A 22,551-nucleotide genomic window follows, 5' to 3' on the forward strand; every position below is an offset into this window, starting at 1 on the left:
ATCTTTTTTACATCATGCGCCTCCACATACACATGCAAACATATTCGTTAGCCACATCTATCGGCTTGGTTGTGGACTCCACAAGGCCTGTCGCATCAGTGTAGGTTCCCTCAGTGAGAGCAAGTGGACCACTTTTCTGATTATCTGTTCCGTGGGTAGTGTTCGGATCCCACGTTGTCCCGGGGGATCTGTCACCAGAACGATGCCAGTGCGGTGGCAGATTATCAGCTTCGAGTTTTACCTTGTTACTGCCGCCGGTCACACCATACTGCGAACCAATACGCACTACCCTCTCAGCAAAGGTTTCGCTTAAGTCAGCCCATTTCTGCCAGGGAAAATGCTTCGCCGGGCTTTGTCCGCCAGAGATGACAATTCCGACGTAAAAAATGGCGTCAATAATTGCTCTGTAGGCCGCTCCGTCGCTGTTGAGCCCCAGTGCCTTCAGTGCTTCTGATTTATCACTCAGATCGGAAAGATTATTTTCTTTCTGAAGTGCACCGGTGATGCGGGAGTCATCCCCCGCAGCTACTGTTCCCACCTCTGTGCCAACATCTCGTATCGCTGAGTTGCCCAGCTCCAGATTTTCCCTGGCCTCTTCAGCATCAGTTAGATCCGAGAGGTTCAGCTCGCGCCGCAAATAACGTTTATCGCCTGACTCCTGGGTTAAAGTGGCAAGCGTCGGATCGATAACCAACTGCACATTTGAGCTGTGTGTCAGCGTCAGCACCAGCGTCAGAATGATCTCTTTGATGATGGAATCAGATTGCGCCGGGAGGTATGTCGCCGGATAAGCGCCGTACGCTATAAGCGTACCCTTAGCACTGACCAGCCCCGCCTCTCTGAGCGTCTTACCCGGGTAATCCCGGCAATTGATAACAATCTGACCGCTGATAAACCCCTCATAACTTGAATCAGAGTCAAAGGTTTCGCGGCCAAACTGACCAAAAAGCGCCGTTACCGCCGCCAGGTCACCGGGTTCGGTCGGCAAAGTCACACCGCCACCATCACCGATCAACACGGCGGTAATATCCACGACTTCTCCAGCCTGATACGCGGCCTCGATTTCAGCGGCGCCCGCTGTCGTTAGTGTCAGTCCCGTGGCCATTATGCCTCCTCAGTTTTTATCGCTGGTTGAATGCCGTACACGCCGGCAAGGCGGTCATAAAAATCATCGCTGACGACCCTACTGGCGGCATCAATATCGCCTTCATCAATCGAAATTACGCCAGCATCCAGGAGCCTGTTCAGATGCTCCAGGAAAAACGCATCGGTCTGGCAAAAGTCGATCAAGCTTTTTAATTGATTGAATGTCTTCATAATTTATTCGTTATCCAGTTGCCGGCTAAATCGTCGTAATCGTCGAGATCTGCGCAGGAATAAAACGCGTAATAATGCGCAGTGACATTTGGCACCTTGGCCATAAAGACCAGGCCTTTGCCGGTCAGCAATGCGCAGCCCCTGAATATGGCCGTGGTGGTGACAATATTCGGGTAGCTCGCAAGATTAAAAATCGCATTGACGTCACTGCGTAATGACGCGCAGCCGTCAAACAGATAACCCACGGTCGTGACCGCTGTGGTGTTGAGTAATCCCGCCCCAACGACTTCCAGCGAGCGACATTCCGCAAAGACATTCGTGAACGCCGTGGCATTTACGCTGGCGTCAAAAAGCCCCGCAGGCACTGAGCGCAGGTTTTTACATCCCCTGAAGGTCTGGCCGTAAGCTGTCACCAACGGGTTGCCGCTGAACAGGTTTTCCGGTATTTCCGCCACGCCAGTGTTCTGGAACGTCGCGCCAAACGCGGTGATAAGTGGGCAAGATGCAAACAGCGTAGGCGGAATGTCCGCCAGTGAAGTGCAGTCGTAGAACGTTGATCCAGCACTGGTCAGCAGGGTGTTATGCTCCAGTAAATCCGCAGGTAATACCGCCAGCGCGGTACAGCCGGAGAACGTCAGTGTTAACGAAGTGAGATTGACGCAACCCGCAAGCAGGCCGGATGGCAGCGCGATCAGTGCGCTACAGTCCTGGAATGTGGCTCCCATGCCTTTCAGGGATACCATGTCGCTAAACAGTTCTTTTGGCAGCCCGACCAGCGCAGAGCACTTATTGAACAGGAACTCGACGGCTGTCACTTTACCGCAACCAGCAAACATATCTCCCGCGAGGGAAACCAGTGAGCGGCAGCCGGAGAAGGTGTAGCCGAGGCTGGTTAACGCCCTACATCCACGAAATGCCCCTTCCCCCACAGAAACCAGAGAATGACAGTTCAGAAATGCATAAACGAATGTCGTCACCAGCGCTTTATCGGCAAAAGCGCCGGCCTCTACTTTGATAAGTGATTCGCAGTTGGCGAAAGCGTATGAGTAAGTGGTAACTTTCGCGCAGTCAGCAAAAGACGGGAGTGCCGTCAGGCTGCTGCAACCATAAAATACGCTGGCGAATGTTGTCGCACTGACGCAACCGCTGAAGATATCAACTGCAACAGTCTCAAGGGAGCGGCAGCTGTAAAATGCAGAGGCAAATGTTTGCGCCAGGCTGCACCCGGCAAACAAGCCCGCGCCGACAGTTTTCAGTGAACTACAACCAGAGAAGACCGTCCCGAAATATGTCACTTTTGACAGGCCAGCAAACAATTCAGCGGGAACAGACAGGAGCTGTGAGCAGCCGCTAAAGGCGCCGCCAAAATGACTCGCCTCAGAGCAGGCATGAAACAGGCCGGCAGGTAATTCTGTCAGCGCTGCACTATTCTGGAATACGCCTGTGAAAATGCCTCCCAGAACATCAGCGAACATGTCGCCACGCAACACCAGAAGGTTGCGGCACCCCCTGAAGCAGTACGAAAAGGATGTGGCTGAAACACACCCTTTAAATACCCCGGCCCCGACACTTAACAGCGCCGTGCAGCCATCAAATGCACTGTTAAAACTGACCGCAGATGCGCAGCCACTGAATGTACTATTTCCGGTACTGGTAAGAGCGGTGCATTTCTCGAAAACAGAGATAAAGTGCGCCGCCGCAGTCAGGCCGCTAAACAGCCCATCAGGGAGGATGGCCAGGGCTATACAGCCGTAGAATGCAGAGGTGAAATCTGTGGCAGTAGTAAGGCGTGAGAACAGCCCCGACGGTAATTCTTCCAGAGAGGTGCAATCCCTGAATATGGACATGCAGCTCTGCACTTTCGGAAGATCATCAAACGCCCCGGCATGTACCCTGACAAGCCCTGTCGCGCCTGAAGCAAAGGAGGTGAGATTATCCCGATTCCCGGTGACATAAATAATTTCACGGACGGTGTTCATCGTCACGGAGACGTTCCCGATAGCCCGCTGAAAGCTGGCGGTTTCTGTATTCTTGACCGTTATTGTATATTCCCTGCCCTCCTCCAGTTCACGAGTCGGAACAACCCAGCCATAAATGGCACTCGCCGGATCGAGGCGATACTCCCGGCTGTCGATGCCGTCACCATAGTCAACAGTGAAATCTTCGTCCATGTGAACAAAGAACAGCGGACGGTTTGCATTATCGATCCGGGTGACGAATTTCATCACCGCGACCACTTTCACACTGATCGCCGCGCTAACGCCGTTAGTGGTGGTGACGGTGACCGAACAGCTTCCCCGCTTCGCGGCCATGACCACAATGGCGCCATCGACAATCCGGGCGGTCGCAATTGTTTTATCCGATGTGGTTACCGTAAAGGTTTTATCTTCCGCGTATTCAGGAAGGATGGTTACCGTGACCGTTTCCGAGTCACCCGGTGCCAGATTCAGCTCGTAGCGGGATAAAATCACCTGCAACGGGACAAAGCGAGGCGTGATTTTCTCCGTGGCGTACATGTACCCGGCCGCATATGAGGTTCCCTGAAGCCGGCCAAACACATGCACGGAAAACCAGCTGCGCAGGTTCCTGGCACGCAACACCGCTAATTTCAGGTCCTGCTGGTCATACTCCGTCACCGGAAGATCGTTTTGATACACGTTCAGGCGAAAGGTATACGGATCCCCTTTCGGGTTCTGATTGAACCATTCAACAATATCCGTCCCAAAAGGACTGTCCACCAGGGCATGACGGACGGCGGCGACCGTGCCGCGATGGCGATGGATGTAATGCGCGCGCTTGATCGCATCGCGTTTCTTTTGTTCTGACCAGTCAATATTCCAGGTATCAACCTGATATTCCCACGCCAGCCACGGCAGGAGCGCCAACGGGCAGCTGTCGGGATCTTTCACCCAGCGGATCAGATGTACTGGCAGACTCGCCAGCGCTGCGGCGCTGGCCCTGTCGATGGCCCGCTCTACGGCGGTGGCGTTGGGTGGCAGAATGCTGGCGGGATAATTAGCGGTCATGGTCCATCACCACAAGATTGATTTTGACGGCGGTGCAATGAGGCGCTTCTCCCATCGTCGCCACGATGTCGGCGGCCGGTGAATGCAAATCGACGGTGACAACGCCGTCCTGATGCAGTGCCCCGTCTATACCGGACCGTGCAGCGGTGGCATTGATGAGATGCACGGAGGCGGTGTATTCGTTCAGTGCTGCGGTGGCATTTTCCAACACCGTGGCAGTGTCCACGCCATAAGGGACATAAATGTCAGCGACCACCTGATAATTCACAATCACTGCGGAGCGGACATAATCGGCCACATAATCCGTAATCGGGCGCACATCCTCCGGGTTTACTGCTGTCAGCACTTTATCAAGCAGAACCTGCGGGGCGGTCCCATCTCCGGTACGTGACAGCACGTAGAGGAAAACCCGCCCTTCCTGATTGTGTGTTTCAGGGCCATAGGCGCGCACGTCGAGCACATCCGCGTCGGCTCCCCGCGCAAAATAGTGATAGGCATTACGGGCGCCCGCCGTACTCAGGCGCGCCCATGAGAGCAGCGTGCGGGCGCGCAGCTCTTCGTCACTTTCGTATAAGGCATCCGCCTCGTCAGTGGCTTCGGTAATCAGCAGGCGTTCCGTGTCAAAATTACCCGCGACCTGATCGAGATCCCCCCCCAGAGCGCTCGAAAGCAGCACCGCACGAACGGCTTCATTGATACGTTGCAGCAGAAGGATCTCGCGATAGGTGAATGCCTGAGCCAGTGCCGCCATCGGTTCAGATTCCAGCAGCAGCGCAGCAGACACAGAAGCCTGAAGTTCCGCAGGCATGGCCGCCACGATAAGCGCCCGGATATCAGTCAGCATCGTTTCAAAATCAGGCACCTCGACAATATCAGGCTGCGGGATCTGAGATAAATCGACCGATGTTTGCACGCTAGCTCCTTAGCCTGATGGTGTTGCTGGTTTCTGTCATGGTTTCAGTGATTGTGCCGGCCAGTTCGGCGGTCACTGCGCCTGTTTCCGAAAACACCACATTGACGGTGGTTAGGCTGATCCGTGTCTCCCACTGCGCCAGCGCGATAGCGGTGGCCCCCATCAGCTGCATACGGGTCACGGCGTTCTGCGGCGCATCAAGTAAATCAGGTACCACGCTGCCAAACTCCCGGCGCATCACACGGGAGCCTGTTGGCGTGGTGAGGATTTTCGCTACAGACTGCCAGAGCTGGTCGTGATCGGTCAGCACGCCGGTGCCTTCCGGGTTCATCCCGGTATAACTTGCTGTCATTGCGGACCTCCCGTGGTACTCCCGCCAGACTGCACGCCACCGTGCTTATGTTCATGTACGATGATCCCGTTTGACTGCAACACGCCGCCGGAGTGGATCACATCACCGGCCATCGTCCCTCCATGGGTCAGTTCGAAAGAGCGCGTTTTGAGGTGTTTTGTGCATTCCACCTCCGGCGTGTCTAACGTGACGCGGGTTTCTGCCTGAATAAACGCGGTTTTAATGCCGGTCACGGCCAGTGCTCCGGCATCGTCGGCAGCGTCGTAGTGCAGGCGCGCGCCATCCGGTGCGGTGATGCTGATTTCCAGCAAGCTGATACCCGTTGCCGGGTTGTCTGCGCTGTATGCCGAACCAATCACAAACGCGTTTTCAGGGTTGCCGCCAGGGCAACCGATCCAAACTTGCTCACCGACAGAGGGGGGCAACCAGATGGTGAATGCTCCTGCACGCGTGACGTTCCAGCGGATCCAGGTCGTCAGCAGCCTGCCGGAGCGAACACGTACCGCTTTTGCATCAGCGCTGATTTGCTCCACCACGCCCTGGCGCAGAATATTTTCAAGCAGGCGCATCAGTTCTGAGTTCATGACTCACCTCCCAGGCTGCTGATAGCGGCATTTTCCGTAGCTACCAGATCTGCCGGTGTCATGCCCAGCAGTTCGCGTGCCGGGTACTGCGCATAAGCACCCGGGCCAACTTCATCTTTGAGACCGAACTGGTGAATGCGGGCAATGCGCGCGGCGATGCCATCAAATCCTACGGTGACGCCGCCCGCGTCCGGTCTGACTTCCATAAAACGCAGTGTGCGCAGGCGGGTAAACATCGGCGCTTTTTTTGTCTCCGTCTGCGTCGTTGACTGGGTTTTGATTTCCAGATAGCGCTCGATATCCGCCCGGTAAAATGTACGAATACCCCGGCGCTTCTCGTCAAAACCCGTGATTGTCTGCCCGTATTTACCGCGTCCACCGCGCCAGTTTTTCAGCACCCGGACTTCGTTATTCCAGACGAACTTAATCCCCTCCTGGGTGCGGTAAACCTTGCGCCGGCGTGCCGTGTAGCCGCTGCCGTTCGGGTTTTTCTGTGACGCGATGCGGCGCTGCTGACTGCGGCGCACTGCCAGGCCAATTTTGCGCGCGGTGCGGGTACGCCCCGCCGGGCTGACGCCGTCGAGAATGTCCTGAAAAACCCGATCCAGCTCGCTGAACATGCGATCGCTCATGCTCCAGCCTCCTGAAGCATGCCTTCAAATACCAGCCCCCAGCCAGTTGCGTGAGGTGTCAGCACGCGCGGGCGCGGCTCCGGCAAATGCTCGGCATATGGCACACCGTTTTCATCCAGCTGCACCAGTACCCGCTGACGCACCGGCAGCTCAAACATCAGATCGGCGGTGTCATCGTTGTTAATCAGCGTGGTGAATTTAATCTGCTGGTTTTTATCGGGGTTCAGCAGCAGATCGGGCTGATTAAACCAGAGCCAGGCCATCAGCGGCAGCGTGAAGTCGTCAATGCTCCCGGCGTAGTTCATGACGAACAGCACCAGAGAATAGCGATACATGAAAGACGACGTTTCACCGGTGGTTTCAATGCCGCCCTCTTCAACGAACACCGTCCAGGCTTCCGGGTTCGCCCGGCACCAGGTATTTGCCTTTTCGATCGCGGCACGCAGTGTGTTTATCTTCAGCATTTATGGCTCCTTACGGGTGTTCTGGCGCAGACTGTCCCACTGGCGGATCGCTGCTTTGTCGGCATTGCAGGAATCAAGCGCATCAAGCAACCTGTCACTGAATATCGCCACCGCGCCCCATGTCACGGGCTCATCCAGCGCCGGTGATGGTGTCTCCTCGGTCAGGCTCTCCGGGACGGGTTCACGGATCAGTTGAATGACCGGTGCGGGCGGTGCGTTTTTGCAGGCTGCGACTGACAGCGTCAGGCACACGAGTAACAGCGCACGTGTCACCGTTGAATGCGGCCTGCATTGCTTCGCGTCGTCGCTCCCCTTCTGCATTACGCTGTTGCTCACGTGCTTTTACCTCTGCCAGTAACTTATGGGTCTGTATCGCGGTCGCCTGTACTTCCTGAATGACCTGGTCGTAACCGGTCGCCGTTTCAGCCAGGAGCTTGTTAAGGGTGCGGGCCTCGATCAGTTGGTCGGTCTGCCACCAGACTGCGGCCAGCAGAATAAGCATCACAATCACACTGCCCGCCCTCATGACGGCGTACTCAGGCCCAGCAGGCACCAGGCTTTAAAATCATTGCGCCGGTTAACCAGGCCGGCGGAGCGCTTACCGCCCACATTGACGAAATCAGTCAGCCTGTTGCACATCTGCGGCCATTGTCTGGCCTGGGCATGCTTCCAGATCGTGGTCCTCTGCTTGCGTCCGTTTTTATCGGTGAACCACATCAGCCCGGTGCAGCCCAGATTCAGGGCGGCATCCGTCATGGCCTCAAAGGTGAGTTGCGGCATGTCGTCACCGTGGAAATTGTTATTGATGCAGTTCTCCGCCCGTTGCAGATCGTTGATCCAGCGTCGCGCTATTTCCTGGTTGTTGTATTCGCGGTTTTCCACGCCGCCCGTGGAGCCGATACCAATTGTCAGAGCACCCGCCGTGCAGTAATAAGGCGTACTGCGGCAGTCTTCCCAACCGGCAATTTTCTGCTGACCTTCTTGAGATGTCCTGACACTCCCGGGCGCCAGCGAAATGCCCAGGGCCACAATCACCGCAATCGAACATTTTTTGATGATGTTCTTCATGCCGGCTTGTCTCCGTGCAGTTGCTCCAGCAGTTGCCGTTCGCGGTCCGACAGGTTGCGGGTTTCCGCCTGGCGGAGTATCTGCTCGATCAAATCGTTACGGCGCTGGCTGGCCTGCTCAATGCGGCGACGGTGAATCGCCAGCCGGACAGCGGAAACAATCCCCAGAAGAAGGCCAGCCAGCGCCAGCTTTTCGCTGACGGTCATCACGCCCACGCCGGTCACCAGAGCGGATGTTGCAAACGCAAAATATTCGTTTATGCGATCCAGGGTCATTCCCATAACTGGACGGTTGCCCGTTCCACCTCGCTGGTTATCACGGGCATTTCGATCTCCTGCCCGGCGTTCAAAAATATCTGGTTGCTCAGTCCCGGATTGGCTTCGAGTACCTTCTCCGTGACGCCTGCGGTTTTGCCGTAATGGCGCCAGCAAAGCTGATCAACCGTGTCGTTTTGCAGCGCCCTGACTTTCATCAGAACAGCTCCGCATAAATACGGGCTTCTTCCCGAATGTCAGCGATACTCCAGCGCCCGTCACGCCAGAGATCGTCAATCTGCCTGTCCATGGCCTCCGCATCCTTGTCGCCTTTTGGCGTGGTGCCGACATCCCTGTAACCCTCCAGTACGCTGGCACGCGTGAAGGAGTAGACCGCACGCCGGAAGCGGTAAACTTTTGCGCTTTCACCGTTAATCAGCTCGACGGGGTCACCGGCAGAGGTGAGCAGGACAGAGGCCAGTGATTCAGCACCTTCCGCCTCCCGTTGCCTGCGCCAGTCCTTCAGCTGATCCGCAACATGCAGCGCGGCCTCAGTCGCCATGTGCATCAGTCGGGAGGTGGTAATATCCCCGGCGATGCGGGCAGCCAGGCGCAGATCGTGGAGTTTCACCGTCGGCCAGAAAGTACTGACGGTGATCTGAGCACCGCCATCATCCACGTCCGTCACATCACTGTCGGCGGGTCTGACGGGACGCTGTGCGATAAAGCTCATCGACATTTCTCCGGTAGATCAGGCGGTGGGCGTCCGGTAAAAAGACCGCATAACGGGCAGATCGCCGGGCGCGCCGCCTGTGGCGCGGGGCCAGTTCATTACGCTCAGGCGTTTACTTTGTGGCGGTTTTCGTTGTCTTTTTTGCCGCCGTTTTGCGGGCAGTGGTTTTTGTGCCCGCCGCCGCTTTCGCCTGCTTGCTTGTTCGCGTTGTTTTTTCCGCTGCGAGTGTCTCTGCCGTGGCAGTGTCGATGAATGAAGTCTCATCGACGGCATCATCGCCCGTCACGCTGGTCTGCGGCGCCTTCTTCAGTGCGCTGACCAGAGAGGCAATTTCTCGCTTAACGCCTGCGCCCGGATTCAGGCTCATGGCTTCCCGGAAGAGTTTCAGCGCTTCGCCTTTCGTTTCCGCGTCTTCCGTATTGCGCAGACAAAACGCCCGTACCTTGCACAGCTTCGCGCGGACTTCATCCGGCATATCACTGTCAGCCACAATTTCGGCCAGCTCGTCCAGCATGGCGATATAACCTGCCAGCTCGGCCCCGGCATCCGTGGTGGCGATGTTCAGAATGGGGTTACAGATTTCTTCGGTCAGCACCGTGGGCGCCGGGCGGCGATAGTTGTCCTCCGGCATGCTCAGGCCATGCTTCACCACGTAGCGCCCGATTCGCAGCGCCAGCGCATAATCGGAGCAGTCCACCGCCCAAACCATCAGCGTGGTGATAACCGGATCCGTGCGCCCACTGTCGCCCTCGATAGTTCCGTCAATCCATCCCTCAAATTCCGGCAGGATGCTGGCTTTTACGGCGGCCTTCGCCTGTCGGGACTGGATCTGGCTCAGCGAGGATTTATGCATATGCAGGCGAAAGAGGATCTGCTCATGCGCGGTGCGCGTCTCTGCATCACGCTGATCGCTGCCGCCCCGCCTCTCTGCCATGACCTGCTGGAAGTGTCTTTGTGCCGGTGTAAGCATTCGTTATCTCCTGGCGAGCGCGATGCCCGCCTGGTAGGGGTTGTTATCAGGCGAATGTCACGCCGTCGATCATGGCAATCATTCCGTACTCTTCAATGACATAGTCGTCATTGCTGGACTGGTAAGTCGCAATACGGTTGTAGTGCGGCTCTTCCCGGATCGAGCGACGCAGGGAGCCTTTCTGGTAGTACACAGAGAGGTTTTTCAGGTTGGTGATTAACACCACGTCTTCAGGAATGCCCGGCACAAAGACGGTCGGCAGGCCGCCGATCTTTTCCTGGCTGACAATCAGCTGCGCGGCCAACAGTTCCGTATTAGGGTTGGTCTGACTGAGTGCATTCACTTTCGGCAGGTTCACTTTCAACAGCAGATCGGACGAGAGCACAGTGACCAGACCGGGAGCGCGGCGGAACCAGGGATCCATCAGGCTGTGTCGCGCATCGAGCACGGCGGCATCAATATTGCCGTAGGTACCTGATGCTATTACCGCGTTGTTCTCATCGCGGGAGGTCAGCGTGATGCCAGGCATAATGCGCTGCGGTGCTTCATCGCGAATCTTTTGCAGCCAGCCCACACCGCAATCCTGCAATAGCGGATAAGTGGTGCGATCGGAGTTATCGGAGTAATGCGTGCCATTAAAGCCAACCATCTGGCGATCCAGCCCCAACTGACGGGCCATGGCATTACTGATCAGTGACTGAAACTCAGGATGACCGGCCCACGCGTCCAGCTCCGCATACGAAAGCGCATAGTCATAGTTGGTTTTGCGGCAGTGGTAGTTCTGCGGCTCTTTGTTATGGTTCGGTGCCGGATTTCGGCGGTTGGTGCCGTCCGAGCTGTTATTGGTGCTGGCCATCGGTCCTTTACTGCCGATTTTTACTTTCTGCCCTTCTTGCTCTTTAACCCCGAAGTGGTTAACCAGCTTCATGAAGTCATCCGACTCCATGGCGGCCTGTTCCAGTTTTTGCTGGATAGTCGGATCGACGCTAAAGCGGTTAGCAACGGCTGAAGGTGAGACGCCGTTCAACTGCGCCTGTCGCGCAATGTAATGATCAAATAGTTCGCGGGTCTGGTTTTCCATGGTTACCTCTTAGAAGTCTGCAAGCTGCGCGCTGCTGTTACCGGTCGCCGCCGGTCGTGCGCTGTAATTTTCTGCTGGCTGGAGCTGAAGTTGACCGCGCAGCTCGTTAAGTTCGCTGGTCAGTTGCTGAATGATGGTTTTGTCCTGCTGGCGTTCCTGCTCCAGGGCACTGAATCGGTCAATCTGATCGGCCTGAGATTGCGCTACTGCTTCAACAACCTGATGCAGCTGGCTGAATCGCTGATCGTCCGTTTTCTGGCCTTTATTGAGAATGCCCATCATGCGGTTAAACCAGTTGGTACCCTCTTCACTGCGCTGGGCTGCCAGTTCGATCACTTCAGCTTCAAGCGCATCAGAGAACAGTGGCGCCTCAACCTGCTGGTTGTTGAAGGCCATCACCTGCGCGCGTTGCTGTGCGGCAAACTTGAGGCGCTCTGTTCCCAGACTCGCCGGCGTGTCTGTCATCGCCAGGCCGACCACATACGCCTTACCGTTAAGGGCAAATTGCGGGTGCAGCTCAATACTGGAATAAACTTTTTTCCCGTCATCAGTGAGCTGCTTCATGCGGGTAGATGCGTCAATCTCGGCATAGAGCGCAGTACGGCCCGAGAGCGGTCCTTCGGTGATATCTTCGGCGCTCAGCGCAGCTACATCCCCCATGGCGCCAAAGTCACTTCCCGGATAAGGGGAAAGGTAGTGCTCAACATTCACACGGGCGCCGTAAACGTCGGGATTGTAATTAGCCGCAGCGTCGCGAAGGTGTTCCGGGCGTATCTCACGCCCATCAACGGTCGCGCCAGAAACCGCTACACGGAATTTTTTACGGGCTGGTTTAGTGGTGCTGGCCATGTCGTTTTATCCTGTTGGTTTATGTCAGTCGCAGCATCATCGCAGAGCTTAAAAGCCCCGCGCCACGCGGTTTTGTTGTCGGAGAACGCCCAGACCTGAAACCCCGCGCCGCCGTGATCGCGCGCGGGTAATCTCCCTGCTCAAAAGGGGGAAGTGATGATTCAGGATGCGTTTATTCGATTACGAGCAAAGCAGCTCTACTGGCAGGGATATCCACCTGCCGAAATTTCGCGGTTAATGGGTATCAACTCAAACACGGTTTATTCGTGGAAAAAACGCGACGAATGGGACGACACAACGCCTATCAAACGGGTGACGCAATCCATTGATACCCGCCTCTGCCAACTGAGTGCGAAAGACAATAAAACCAGTGGCGATTTCAAAGAGATTGATCTGTTAACCCGCCAGTTGAAAAAGCTGGATACCGGGCAGGCCTCCATTACTGCCGGGGTTAAAACATCCAGTCGTCGCAAGAAGAAAAATCACTTCTCCGAGGAGCAGATCGAGGCGCTGCGCTTAAAAATCCTCGACTCCCTCGCCTGGCATCAGCGCGGCTGGTACGAACAACGAGATCAGCGTAACCGGATGATCCTCAAATCACGGCAGATTGGAGCAACCTGGTACTTTGCCCGCGAGGCATTGCTGGGAGCGCTGAGGACAGACGTTAAGCACGATTACCAGCGCAACCAAATCTTTCTGTCAGCGTCACGAAAGCAGGCGCTCCAGTTCCGAAACTTTATCCGCAAAGCAGCTGAAGAGGTGGACGTCGAACTTAAAGGCGGCGAGCAGATCACGCTATCGAACGGCGCAGAGCTGCATTTTCTCGGGACGTCTGCGGCGACAGCACAGTCTTACACCGGCCACCTGCGATTTGATGAGTTTTTCTGGACCGGAAACTTTATCAATCTGCGTAAAGTTGCCGGCGCCATGGCAACGCTAAAAGGCTTAACGCGCACGTATTTCTCCACGCCATCGAGCGAAAGCCATGAAGCCTATCAGTTCTGGACCGGCGATCGGTGGAACGCGAAGCGACCTAAAGCGCAACGCCTTGATTTTGACGTGTCCTGGAAGAAAACCCATAGCGGCTTGCTATACCCGGACAAGACATGGCGGCAGATTGTCACCATTCAGGATGCTATCAACAACGGCTGGGATTACACCGACATTGATGAAATCAGGGACGAAAACAGTCCTGATGAATTTGAAAACCTGTACATGTGCGAGTTCGTCAAAGACGGCGAGAGTGCATTCAATCTTAGCCAGTTACTAGGGTGCGGCGCTGACGGGTATGACGACTGGCCCGACTGGAAACCTTTCGCCGGTCGTCCTATGGGACAGCGCGAGGTGTGGCTGGGTTACGATGCCAACGGCGGCAGTGGTAATGGTGATGCAGGTGCTCTGTCCGTCACTGTTCCGCCCCTGGTCGCCGGAGGGCGGTTCCGCACGATTGAATTGAAGCAACTGCGAGGGCTTGAGTTTGAACAGCAGGCGGCGGTCATCAAAGAGGCTGCCGAGCGCTACAACGTCACTCACATCGCCATTGACGGACAAGGCGTCGGGGAGGCGGTCTGGCAGATTGTTAAAAACTGGTTCCCGGCGGCTATTTGCTACCAGATGAGCCTGTCTTCCAAGCGCGCCCTTGTTCTCAAAATGTTGCAGGTCATACGCGCCGGCCGCTGGGAATATGACCGCAGCGAGCAGGGTCTGGTCAGAGCCTTTAACGCTGTTCGCAAAGTCGTTACGCCCGGCGGTTTCGTCACTTACGAAACTGACCGTTCGCGCGGTGTAAGCCACGGTGATATGGCGTGGGCAACCATGCTTTCGATTATTAACGAACCGTTGGGCCAGGAGAGTGGCGGCGGCGGTTTCGCAATGGGATGGTAACTTTGAAAAAGAAAAACGGTAAAAAGCCGATAGCCAGCACCGCCGGATCTGACATTGCGGAGTCACTGAAGGCCGATCCTGAGTTAACAGCATTCAGCTTTGACGGGCCTTATCCGGTACGGGATATGGCCGACCTGCTAGACAATCTCTATTGCCTGGATAACGGGCGATACTATGAAACACCGATAGATTTTTATGGTCTGGCTAAAGCGCCACGCCAGAGCGCCTGGCATGAGTCTGCCCTGTACTTCAAACGTAATGTGCTGACCGGCTGCTTTATCCCGCACAGACTGCTCAACCGTCAGGCTTTTTCCGCGTTTGCGCTGGACTGGTTCACGTTTGGCAATGCCTACCTTGAACTCCCACGCAATCGCCTGGGCGGGCCACTTTCCTTCCGGCATTCACTGGCGAAATACACCCGGCGCGGGAGTACGGACCTCGATCAATACTGGTTCATCCGGCGCTGGAAAGAGGAACACTCGTTTAAACCGGGTTCAGTGTGTCACGTTCTGAATCCGGACATTAATCAGGAGGTCTACGGCATGCCCGAATATATGGCAGCGCTGCTGGCGGCCAGTTTGTCACACTCCGCTGACATGTTCCGCAAGCTGTACTACGACAACGGCTCTCACGCGGGGTGTATTGTCTATATTGGCGCGGGACAGGTTGACGATAAAAGCATGAAAACGGTCAAAGAGACACTAACCGGTGCGCGTGGGAAAGGGGCATTTAAAAACGTACTGCTGCATGCGCCAGGCGGCGGCAAGGATGGCGTTCAGATCCTGCCGTTTCAACAGATCACGGCAAAAGATGAGTTTATCAACATTAAGAACGCCACCAGGGACGACATACTCGCGGCACACCGTATCCCGCCGCAGCTAATGGGCGCCATGCCAGCAGGAAATGGATCGTTTGGGGATATTGAGAAGGCCGCCCGGGTCTATGCCATCAACGAACTGACACCCGTGATGGAGGCGCTGAAGGTGGTCAACGAGTGGATCGGAGAAGAGGTGATCCGCTTTAACCCTTACGCGTTGCTTTCCCCTGAGAAATAACCGCCAGAAAATTCAGTTTCTTTAAACAACATCAGCCATTAATAACAGGCCAGTGTTTTCGCTGGCCTCATCTTTTCTGCTTAAAGAATCCCGCATCAGCCCCCCTCTGCGCGTCGCTGCTTTTTCCCTGCGCGAAGCATGCATCCACCCAAAACGACCGCTCTCCGTAACGCAGAATCCGTGAAATTGCGTATTCTGCCACCTTCGCTACCCTGACCCACTTGCGGGGGCTTGCCCCCCGTCACCTGCGCGCAGCAATCCTGTCGTTTTTCGTGCATGCACAATAGGGTCTCCCCCCTCCGGTATCGTTTGCATTTAAAAGAAGAATGTATGTCATAAAATCATGCAAAACAGTGCAATTTTATGCAGCCAATTTAGTTTATCTCTAAGAGGCTAAGTACGAACTTTTTACCTAAACCAGAACAGAACATACCGTAACACATTGAATAAACTAATAATAACTTAAATTAGGCTTTAAATACATGATGATAAATAGCATCGATATAATATGAAACAGAAGAAACTTTTAATATAAAAATCAATTGTTCATAACCATTAGTAATGGTATTGATTGCCTGACAGGAGAGATTATTAACGGTGTAAGTAACTTTATTACTCTACTCTTATCTATTGATTTTTTATGGATTTTTCGTAAAATCCGATATGGTTAGTGTGTTTTTTTTAAAATGATACATTGCGACAGGAGGTTTTATGTATATATCTTTTCTAAAAATAAACAACTTCAGAAAATTTGGAGAAACTGATAATTTTATCGGATTTGTTAAATCACATAGTGAATCTCCACAAAAGGATTTAGTTGCTTCTTCAACAACCCTAGTGATTGGAAAAAATAACTCAGGTAAAACGACTGTAACGAAAGCACTAGAACTTTTACATTCTGACTCAGAAAAAATAACCGGCCATGACTTTAATTATAATTACTCAAAAAATATACTTAATGAAAATCTTAATGGCAAACCCTACCTAACACCAAAACTATCCTTTGAAATAGAAATTATATTAGATGATATGACGCATGATCTCATTGGTGATTTCCAACCTTTCATCAATGCAAAAAAGGCCTTGAAAGAGGGAGAACGAAAAGCAAATATCACTGTTGAGTATGAAGTAAAAATAATAGCAGATTACATTTCTAAAATTGAAGAACTCAAAGCTGCTTACACCAGTGACGAGTACAATTCGGAGGCCATTTTTAGAAAATACCTCGATATTTTGTCCAAAACACAATTCAGAAGAAAGATAAAAAATTACCAAAACATAAACGTTGATACTCTAACCCCAAAAAACATCATTGATTTGAGAGTCATCTCGGCCGCAAAAAACATTCATGACAAAAAATTACTGACAAAATCATTCAATAAAATAATAAAATATATGTATGAGAGTGATGATGTTGAATACAAAGGAATATTAAGCTTAGTAGATAATAACAACCAAAGTTTAACCAAAAACATTAAAACAAAACATCAATCAGGTGTGGAGAGAATTCTAGCAAAGATCATATCAGATAAAGATATTGGAATAGAACTCAGATCTGAATTGACATTTGATAAACTAATGTCAGATTTAATAACTTATGAACATAAAGATGGAGAGTTTCTTGTTCCTGAGAGTCAATTCGGTTTAGGTTATGCAAGTTTAGTGAGTATTATCGGTGAAATAATTGATTACACTAATCAAAGTCTAAAGGAAACGAGTCAGAGTAGGATAAGACTTTTGTGTATTGAAGAACCAGAAGTATTCATGCATCCACAGATGCAAATCAATTTCATTAGACATATCCAAGAAGCATTGAATGAAATCTTATCTTCTCATCTTGAGCATCTAAATTCACTGAAAAGTCAAATCCTCATCACAACACACTCATCTCACATATTAAATAGTGTAATTCACAGTAGTAATACCTTCGATGACATTAATTACATCTGCCTTAAGGACGGGAATGCTGCAAATGTTTTACTTAAAGATAAAGACATAGCAAATACGAAGAAAAAATCATTACAATTTGAATTCATTAAGAAACATATAAAACATCAAACTCCAGATCTTTTTTTCTCTGATGCCATAATATTTGTTGAAGGCATTACAGAAGAAAGGGTTTTAAATTCATATATTGAAGATCATCCAGTTCTCAATCGAATGAATATTTCTGTTTTCAGAATTGATGGCGCTCATGCAAAGGTTTATGCAAAGCTAATAAACAAAATTCAAATCCCGTCCTTAATCATCACTGATATTGACTTCAAGAAAGAGACCAAGAAAATCAACACAGCTGAAGAAACTGGAGAAATTCACGGTGCCGTTGATGTTGATGAAATCGATGAAATCGATGAAATCGATGAAAGCGATGAAAGCGATGAAAGCGATGAAAGCGATGAAAGCGATGAAAGCGATGAAAGCGATGAAAGCGATGAAAGCGATGGAATAACTGATCAAATATCTATTCTTTCAGAAAATTTAATAACAACCAACGCGACTTTATGCCACTTTTTTGGCGACAACAAAATTTCGTCATTAAAAGATTATTATGTAAATGATAATTTAATGGTGGTTTTCCAGAAGGATTGTGTGGGAATACCAAAAGACAGCCCAGATATATTTTACTATGCTACTAGTTTCGAAGAAGCATTAATACTAAAAAATTATGACAATAAATTACTACTTGAAATCCTGCTCAAAGTCATAAAAAAAGAAACAATAAAAGTGCTTAGCGACCCAATTGACGTTTGTAACATTGCCCATAAATCAAGGAAAATACAGAAGTTATTGGCAAGAAAAAAAAGTGACTTTTCTAACAGTCTTATTTTTTCGTTGGTTACAACAGATCAACCTAAGCCTGATCTTCCTGATTATATATTAAAAGGGCTTGAATGGCTTACATTAAAGTTAAAAAGAGATGGTGTAACTTATGAACTTTAAACTTGACCAACAGCAAGCTGAAATCGAAAAAGACGTCGAGGCACAGCTCTTTAAACTGATAACAAATGCACAATCCTTCTATTTCATTTCTGGAGCTGGCTCAGGGAAAACTCATGCTTTAATTACAGGTGTTAATAAATTTATAAATAGTAACTACACGCAACTGATATCCAATAGTCAAAAAGCATTATGTATTACATACACAAATAATGCATCCGATGAAATAAAACATCGATTAGGTGATAATGACTTAGTACTAACTTCTACAATCCATTCTTACATATGGGATGTTGTTAAGTACCATATGGATTTACTGCTTGATGAGCATATGATTTTCTTGAATGAAGAAATAGCAAATATTCACAGTGAGTTATATGAATTACAAACAGATAACCCTGCTTTATTAAAGGTAAGAGATTTAGAAGAAGCCCAATTGCATTCAATAATTGATCGTATTCTCGAAGATAAGAATAAATTTTATGAGTCTCTGAAATCAGCATCTACTTTTTGGGCATATTTAAAAACCATCACTGATGAAAATACCTTTAATCAACTAAAAGGAAATTATCAGAAACTATCCAGCGTTTTCAAAAAGGCAATGAAATCACAAGAATTCAAAACGTGCATATGTAAAATACAGGCGAAAGAAGGTAAGTACACAGAAATAAGATACTTCAACACTAAAAACATCGAAGTGTTGTATAAAAACATTATTGGACATGATACATTATTAATGTACTCATCCCGATTAATTCAAAAATATCCTTTACTTTCCAAATGTATCATTGACGCCCATCCGCTTATTTTCATCGATGAGTACCAAGATACTGATGAAAATATCATTAATTTATTTTTAGAGATTCATCATATCGCCCAACAAGAAAACAAGAAAATATGCCTAGGATTTTTTGGTGATCCTATGCAAACAATATATAAAAATAACGTGCACGTTGAATCAAAAAACCTAACTAAGTTGGTTAAAAATATCAATAGAAGATCGCATCAAAATATTGTCTCATGTATTAACAAAATTAGAGGATGCAATCAAGACGTTCTACAGAAGCCGATAAAAATATATAAAGAAAAGTATTCTCTCACTCTGACTATCGAAAACGAAGATAACTATACCAATGAGTATTTATCTTCTATACTTGATAAGTATAAATACGAATGGAATGTAAGCGAAAACTCTAAGCTTGCATGTCTTGTTCTTAAAAATGAAATGCTTTCTCAACTCTGTGGCTTTGAACATCTTTATACTGTGATGTTAGATATTTATCAGAGAGAGCATGCAAAAGGATTTGAAATGATTGGTTCTGAATTTTTATTTAGAGAATTACGATACGCAGGTTCTTTACCATCTCTCATACATGATTTACTAATGCCACTTTACCTATTAAAAAGAAAATCCGACTTTTCAATTTCAGATTTATTCAATAAAGGCTCAATCCAAAAGCATAGTCTATCTGACATTTTAGATTCTATAAAAATTATTGATTCTTTAGATTTCAAATGCCTAGATGATTTTGCAAATAAAATATCTGAAACATATTCAAAGCAGAACCCAAAAGTACAAGAACTGATAAAATATAACTTTGATATTTTAATAGAAGGTTTAGGTAGCGCAAAAGAAAAAATCATCGACACCTGTAGATTCAAAGACACCATTAATACACAACCCTTGTTGGATAGATTATTCAATCTTGATATTGAACAGTTCTTTCTATGGTTAGATTTCATTTATCAGAATTATTCTGATACTATGATTTCATATTTGACCTGTCACGCATCAAAAGGCTTGGAATTTGATAATGTTATAATATTCCTTTCAGATTCTTTCAATAGAAAGGAAGGGTTTTTCTCTAACCTTTTAAATTCAGACTTAAATTCAAGCCTAGATATCCAGCTTGAATCCGCAAGAAGACTACTATATGTTTCAAGTTCCAGAGCTATAAAAAATTTAAAAATAATTCTCTTCACAAATAAAGAAGTAGATGAATCAAAAATTCAGCATCTACTCAAATAAATTTTACAGTCATAATTTTAAAAACTTGAATGACGATGCCACGGATGGTTCAAAATGTATTTTTCTGCTACTTGCACGGTAAACCGCATATCTCTAAGTCAGACTTTTCTACATCATATTTCAAATGAACGCTCTATTACAGCCAACATCTACTTTAAATAGCTCAGGTTTATTTTAGGCATGAACCTGCATACTTCACGCAAACGCCCAAGAACGTCCCTTTTTTCTTTAGCTGGTAGTTTGCTTACTTCTAGTGGCCTCATTTCCTGTCCCATAACATGCGCATTATTTAAGTCTATGCAACTTATGACTACTTTTCTTCCTTTTAGGAGGAAATGGGGACAGTTATTGCCACGAGTCCAAGGGGCGACAGGGTCGCCCTGGTCGGCGCTTTCAGCGCCTGGGTTAGCGGGAGCCTTCTTCACCATCTTCCAGGTATGGACGTGCGTGCATATTTTGTTTTCCTTACCGGTGATTGGCGACCAAATGCCATAAATACGAATCCCGTGATCGCCATAGGTTCCTGGCTCGACTGTCGGCTCGTAGGCGGTATGAATGAGGTAATTTTTGCGGGGAACAAGTACACCGCCCTGCTTCATGATGTAAGTGGCAAAACAGCCAACATCAGCAGCAGCAAGCACAGCGTCCAGTTTTGGATCCATTAGTACCGGAGCACCCGGTTTGCTGGCTTTCATAGCACGAGATGCCTGCGATGCGAACAATCGTAACTCGCGATATGCCTGGCGGCCTGGAATCCCAAAAAAACGGAATTGTTGTACACGGTGCAGCGATGCCCACGCAGTGACATGCTCGGCGCTATCGCGTAGTGATTTACCCGTCTCCTTGCTGACGGTATCACCCAGACCACGCCCATCGATGTTTTTACTGACGTACTTTGCAATGTAACTGGCCGGTGTCCCTTTACGCGGGTCAATCAGCTTTGACTTGAAACGAGCGCTGGTGTTATTACCCAGCTCGGCGCGATCTTCTCGGATAGCAAAACGGCGTAGTAACTCAGTGATCGCGCGACGATGTTTTTTGCGCATAAAACACAATAAATGCCAGTGCACCGTACCATCGTGATGCGGCTCAGCGACGCGAACGCCATACCAGCGCAGCTCTTTTTTATGCATTGCTTTGCGAAAAGCGGCGAACATATCAACCAGATAATCGCTACTCTCCCTCACCGTCGAGTGATTCCATGCAGGGTTTGGCTTCCCGTTCATCAGGGTGGCGTGGTACTTAGATGGACAGGTAATGGTGTAGAACATGGCGCAGTCATCGCGCATTTCAGCAATTAGTTCAAGGCCCTTAACACAGGCCATCATCTCATTACGGCGGTGCGCTGGATTGCTGGAACTTGCAAGCACCACATCCTCCATGCTGAGCGTGTCGCCATCTTCGTTAATCAGATCATGGCTGCGGAAAAAATCCATCGCCTTACGGCGTTGTTCCCGCTTTTGCAACAGAATGTCATGACTGACATAAGGTGATGCGTGCCGATGAACAAGGCACGCTGCCCGAAGCAACTCTTCCCGCCATTCGTTGCGGAGTTGCCATAGCTTACGTTGCCACCAGTCAGCACAACGCATACGGGCAAGCGCGCCCGGTATCAGCTCGTAGTTAATCGGGTTGCGGCGATTATGTTTGCTTCGGAGCACTTCATAACCCGGCGGGATAACATCGAGGCGTGACACCTCAGCCGCCACACGACGATAGAGCTCCAGTATTACGATAGGAGAAGCTAATTCATCGGTCAGCATCTCGTCGCAAAGCTGGATAAAAATCATATCAATGTGCGCTGCGACTAGTGTTGAAAGCCGCTTAACCTCCCGCTGATTCAGCTCAGCAAGTCGAAGAAGTTGATCAAGGCTATCCCTGCCAGCCATCGCCTGGAATGACAGCGACGCCTGGTTAGCACGGACAGCGTCAATCCTCGCTAATGAGGGGGTAATGACCTCCTTCAGATAGGTAGGTAAATGGCGCTGGTCTTCTGATTTTTCTAAATACTTAATCCTTGATTCCAGCTGCTTGCGCAGGAAACCTGGCAGGCTGGCGACGTCATCACGAATCAGGGTAAGAGGATCAACGCGATGGAGTTCTGCGTGTCGCTTAGCTTTCTCAATCAGCGCATCATTCAGTTCGTCATGGAGCCAGGGATCGCAATGTGCAACAGAAAAGAGGTACTCTTCTGCTGCACGACTCATTGCTTCAGCCTGCTCGCGTTGCTCGCTTTTATCCTGCTCATAAAGCGCAATCCAGACGGCCAGCGAAGAGGGTTTCCGTGCAGGCACATCAACAGCATAAGGGTTTACTGGCTGCCTTCTGGCATTCCAGCTCCATGCCAGGGGTGTGGAATCAGGCATAACTCACCTTCGAATCTTATTTTACGAAGCCAACGCC

The 22,551-nt window shown here is 50.1% G+C and carries 22 protein-coding genes; 4 read left to right on the forward strand and 18 right to left on the reverse strand.

All coding sequences use genetic code 11. The features are described from left to right. Window positions 1-7: 7 nt before the first annotated feature. From OQV00_RS15880 to OQV00_RS15955, 17 genes are all read right to left on the reverse strand, one after another. Window positions 8-1,105 (reverse strand): phage tail-collar fiber domain-containing protein, encoded by a 1,098-nt coding sequence (locus tag OQV00_RS15880; RefSeq protein WP_266278969.1) that lies wholly within the window; start codon window positions 1,103-1,105, stop codon window positions 8-10. Beyond that, window positions 1,105-1,317, reverse strand: coding sequence for a hypothetical protein (locus tag OQV00_RS15885; RefSeq protein ID WP_152305839.1), 213 nt, complete (start codon window positions 1,315-1,317; stop codon window positions 1,105-1,107). The genes OQV00_RS15880 and OQV00_RS15885 overlap by 1 nt, the downstream gene beginning before the upstream one ends. After that, window positions 1,314-4,343, reverse strand: coding sequence for a phage tail protein I (locus tag OQV00_RS15890; RefSeq protein WP_266278973.1), 3,030 nt, complete (start codon window positions 4,341-4,343; stop codon window positions 1,314-1,316). The genes OQV00_RS15885 and OQV00_RS15890 overlap by 4 nt, the downstream gene beginning before the upstream one ends. Then, a complete protein-coding gene (locus OQV00_RS15895) occupies window positions 4,333-5,256 on the reverse strand; it encodes a baseplate assembly protein (RefSeq protein ID WP_266278975.1) in 924 nt (307 codons plus the stop codon). Before OQV00_RS15895 ends, OQV00_RS15890 begins: the two co-directional genes overlap by 11 nt. 1 nt (window position 5,257) lies before the next feature. Then, window positions 5,258-5,608, reverse strand: a complete 351-nt coding sequence (locus tag OQV00_RS15900; RefSeq protein ID WP_134936708.1) for a GPW/gp25 family protein — start codon at window positions 5,606-5,608, stop codon at window positions 5,258-5,260. Then, complete coding sequence (locus tag OQV00_RS15905) at window positions 5,605-6,192, reverse strand: phage baseplate assembly protein V (RefSeq protein ID WP_266278978.1); 588 nt, start codon at window positions 6,190-6,192, stop codon at window positions 5,605-5,607. Before OQV00_RS15905 ends, OQV00_RS15900 begins: the two co-directional genes overlap by 4 nt. After that, the gene (locus tag OQV00_RS15910) at window positions 6,189-6,824 is read right to left on the reverse strand and encodes a phage virion morphogenesis protein (RefSeq protein ID WP_088402512.1); all 636 of its coding nucleotides are present in this window, start codon (window positions 6,822-6,824) and stop codon (window positions 6,189-6,191) included. The genes OQV00_RS15905 and OQV00_RS15910 overlap by 4 nt, the downstream gene beginning before the upstream one ends. Beyond that, a complete protein-coding gene (locus OQV00_RS15915) occupies window positions 6,821-7,288 on the reverse strand; it encodes a phage tail protein (RefSeq protein WP_187042843.1) in 468 nt (155 codons plus the stop codon). The genes OQV00_RS15910 and OQV00_RS15915 overlap by 4 nt, the downstream gene beginning before the upstream one ends. Further along, the gene (gene lysC / locus OQV00_RS27265) at window positions 7,289-7,561 is read right to left on the reverse strand and encodes an Rz1-like lysis system protein LysC (RefSeq protein ID WP_432280483.1); all 273 of its coding nucleotides are present in this window, start codon (window positions 7,559-7,561) and stop codon (window positions 7,289-7,291) included. Beyond that, window positions 7,470-7,790: a DUF2570 domain-containing protein gene (locus tag OQV00_RS15920; protein WP_233435420.1), complete on the reverse strand. Its 321-nt coding sequence runs from the start codon at window positions 7,788-7,790 to the stop codon at window positions 7,470-7,472. The genes lysC and OQV00_RS15920 overlap by 92 nt, the downstream gene beginning before the upstream one ends. A 20-nt stretch (window positions 7,791-7,810) precedes the next feature. Next, window positions 7,811-8,356 (reverse strand): lysozyme, encoded by a 546-nt coding sequence (locus OQV00_RS15925; RefSeq protein WP_088402514.1) that lies wholly within the window; start codon window positions 8,354-8,356, stop codon window positions 7,811-7,813. Next, window positions 8,353-8,637 (reverse strand): hypothetical protein, encoded by a 285-nt coding sequence (locus tag OQV00_RS15930; protein ID WP_004213110.1) that lies wholly within the window; start codon window positions 8,635-8,637, stop codon window positions 8,353-8,355. The genes OQV00_RS15925 and OQV00_RS15930 overlap by 4 nt, the downstream gene beginning before the upstream one ends. Then, complete coding sequence (locus tag OQV00_RS15935; protein ID WP_024359491.1) at window positions 8,628-8,828, reverse strand: tail protein X; 201 nt, start codon at window positions 8,826-8,828, stop codon at window positions 8,628-8,630. Before OQV00_RS15935 ends, OQV00_RS15930 begins: the two co-directional genes overlap by 10 nt. After that, complete coding sequence (locus tag OQV00_RS15940; protein ID WP_266278985.1) at window positions 8,828-9,343, reverse strand: head completion/stabilization protein; 516 nt, start codon at window positions 9,341-9,343, stop codon at window positions 8,828-8,830. Before OQV00_RS15940 ends, OQV00_RS15935 begins: the two co-directional genes overlap by 1 nt. Before the next feature lie 112 nt (window positions 9,344-9,455). Next, entirely contained in the window at window positions 9,456-10,313 is an 858-nt protein-coding gene (gene gpM / locus OQV00_RS15945) for a phage terminase small subunit (RefSeq protein WP_266278987.1), read from the reverse strand. A gap of 46 nt (window positions 10,314-10,359) precedes the next feature. After that, window positions 10,360-11,394 (reverse strand): phage major capsid protein, P2 family, encoded by a 1,035-nt coding sequence (locus OQV00_RS15950; RefSeq protein WP_097358018.1) that lies wholly within the window; start codon window positions 11,392-11,394, stop codon window positions 10,360-10,362. 9 nt (window positions 11,395-11,403) lie between these two features. Then, window positions 11,404-12,243: a GPO family capsid scaffolding protein gene (locus tag OQV00_RS15955; protein ID WP_126509793.1), complete on the reverse strand. Its 840-nt coding sequence runs from the start codon at window positions 12,241-12,243 to the stop codon at window positions 11,404-11,406. Window positions 12,244-12,399: 156 nt separating this feature from the next. Here OQV00_RS15955 and OQV00_RS15960 point away from each other — a divergent pair, with 156 nt between their 5' ends. The 4 genes from OQV00_RS15960 to OQV00_RS15975 all read left to right on the forward strand — a co-directional run bounded on the left by OQV00_RS15960 (window position 12,400) and on the right by OQV00_RS15975 (window position 20,148). Then, on the forward strand, window positions 12,400-14,127 hold the full coding sequence (locus OQV00_RS15960; RefSeq protein ID WP_266278990.1) for a terminase large subunit domain-containing protein: 1,728 nt from the start codon (window positions 12,400-12,402) through the stop codon (window positions 14,125-14,127). Beyond that, window positions 14,121-15,182 (forward strand): phage portal protein, encoded by a 1,062-nt coding sequence (locus OQV00_RS15965; RefSeq protein WP_152305838.1) that lies wholly within the window; start codon window positions 14,121-14,123, stop codon window positions 15,180-15,182. The genes OQV00_RS15960 and OQV00_RS15965 overlap by 7 nt, the downstream gene beginning before the upstream one ends. Before the next feature lie 711 nt (window positions 15,183-15,893). Then, window positions 15,894-18,122: an ATP-dependent nuclease gene (locus OQV00_RS15970; protein ID WP_266278994.1), complete on the forward strand. Its 2,229-nt coding sequence runs from the start codon at window positions 15,894-15,896 to the stop codon at window positions 18,120-18,122. After that, window positions 18,112-20,148: a UvrD-helicase domain-containing protein gene (locus tag OQV00_RS15975; protein WP_152305836.1), complete on the forward strand. Its 2,037-nt coding sequence runs from the start codon at window positions 18,112-18,114 to the stop codon at window positions 20,146-20,148. Before OQV00_RS15970 ends, OQV00_RS15975 begins: the two co-directional genes overlap by 11 nt. A 149-nt stretch (window positions 20,149-20,297) precedes the next feature. Here OQV00_RS15975 and OQV00_RS15980 read toward each other — a convergent pair whose 3' ends face one another. Next, a complete protein-coding gene (locus OQV00_RS15980) occupies window positions 20,298-22,514 on the reverse strand; it encodes a replication endonuclease (protein WP_226945719.1) in 2,217 nt (738 codons plus the stop codon). Window positions 22,515-22,551: the final 37 nt, after the last annotated feature.

Origin of the sequence: Klebsiella sp. DY2415, from assembly GCF_026314315.1 — a bacterium.
Classification (GTDB): Bacteria; Pseudomonadota; Gammaproteobacteria; order Enterobacterales; family Enterobacteriaceae; genus Klebsiella; species Klebsiella ornithinolytica.

Bases quoted from the DNA above. Each gene is read 5' to 3' on its own strand.
- OQV00_RS15880 (WP_266278969.1), bottom strand. From the start codon at position 1,105: ATGGCCACGGGACTGACACTAACGACAGCGGGCGCCGCTGAAATCGAG.
- OQV00_RS15885 (WP_152305839.1), bottom strand. From the start codon at position 1,317: ATGAAGACATTCAATCAATTAAAAAGCTTGATCGACTTTTGCCAGACC.
- OQV00_RS15890 (WP_266278973.1), bottom strand. From the start codon at position 4,343: ATGACCGCTAATTATCCCGCCAGCATTCTGCCACCCAACGCCACCGCC.
- OQV00_RS15900 (WP_134936708.1), bottom strand. From the start codon at position 5,608: ATGACAGCAAGTTATACCGGGATGAACCCGGAAGGCACCGGCGTGCTG.
- OQV00_RS15905 (WP_266278978.1), bottom strand. From the start codon at position 6,192: ATGAACTCAGAACTGATGCGCCTGCTTGAAAATATTCTGCGCCAGGGC.
- OQV00_RS15910 (WP_088402512.1), bottom strand. From the start codon at position 6,824: ATGAGCGATCGCATGTTCAGCGAGCTGGATCGGGTTTTTCAGGACATT.
- OQV00_RS15915 (WP_187042843.1), bottom strand. From the start codon at position 7,288: ATGCTGAAGATAAACACACTGCGTGCCGCGATCGAAAAGGCAAATACC.
- OQV00_RS15920 (WP_233435420.1), bottom strand. From the start codon at position 7,790: ATGCTTATTCTGCTGGCCGCAGTCTGGTGGCAGACCGACCAACTGATC.
- OQV00_RS15925 (WP_088402514.1), bottom strand. From the start codon at position 8,356: ATGAAGAACATCATCAAAAAATGTTCGATTGCGGTGATTGTGGCCCTG.
- OQV00_RS15930 (WP_004213110.1), bottom strand. From the start codon at position 8,637: ATGGGAATGACCCTGGATCGCATAAACGAATATTTTGCGTTTGCAACA.
- OQV00_RS15935 (WP_024359491.1), bottom strand. From the start codon at position 8,828: ATGAAAGTCAGGGCGCTGCAAAACGACACGGTTGATCAGCTTTGCTGG.
- OQV00_RS15940 (WP_266278985.1), bottom strand. From the start codon at position 9,343: ATGAGCTTTATCGCACAGCGTCCCGTCAGACCCGCCGACAGTGATGTG.
- gpM (WP_266278987.1), bottom strand. From the start codon at position 10,313: ATGCTTACACCGGCACAAAGACACTTCCAGCAGGTCATGGCAGAGAGG.
- OQV00_RS15950 (WP_097358018.1), bottom strand. From the start codon at position 11,394: ATGGAAAACCAGACCCGCGAACTATTTGATCATTACATTGCGCGACAG.
- OQV00_RS15955 (WP_126509793.1), bottom strand. From the start codon at position 12,243: ATGGCCAGCACCACTAAACCAGCCCGTAAAAAATTCCGTGTAGCGGTT.
- OQV00_RS15960 (WP_266278990.1), top strand. From the start codon at position 12,400: ATGATTCAGGATGCGTTTATTCGATTACGAGCAAAGCAGCTCTACTGG.
- OQV00_RS15965 (WP_152305838.1), top strand. From the start codon at position 14,121: ATGGTAACTTTGAAAAAGAAAAACGGTAAAAAGCCGATAGCCAGCACC.
- OQV00_RS15970 (WP_266278994.1), top strand. From the start codon at position 15,894: ATGTATATATCTTTTCTAAAAATAAACAACTTCAGAAAATTTGGAGAA.
- OQV00_RS15975 (WP_152305836.1), top strand. From the start codon at position 18,112: ATGAACTTTAAACTTGACCAACAGCAAGCTGAAATCGAAAAAGACGTC.
- OQV00_RS15980 (WP_226945719.1), bottom strand. From the start codon at position 22,514: ATGCCTGATTCCACACCCCTGGCATGGAGCTGGAATGCCAGAAGGCAG.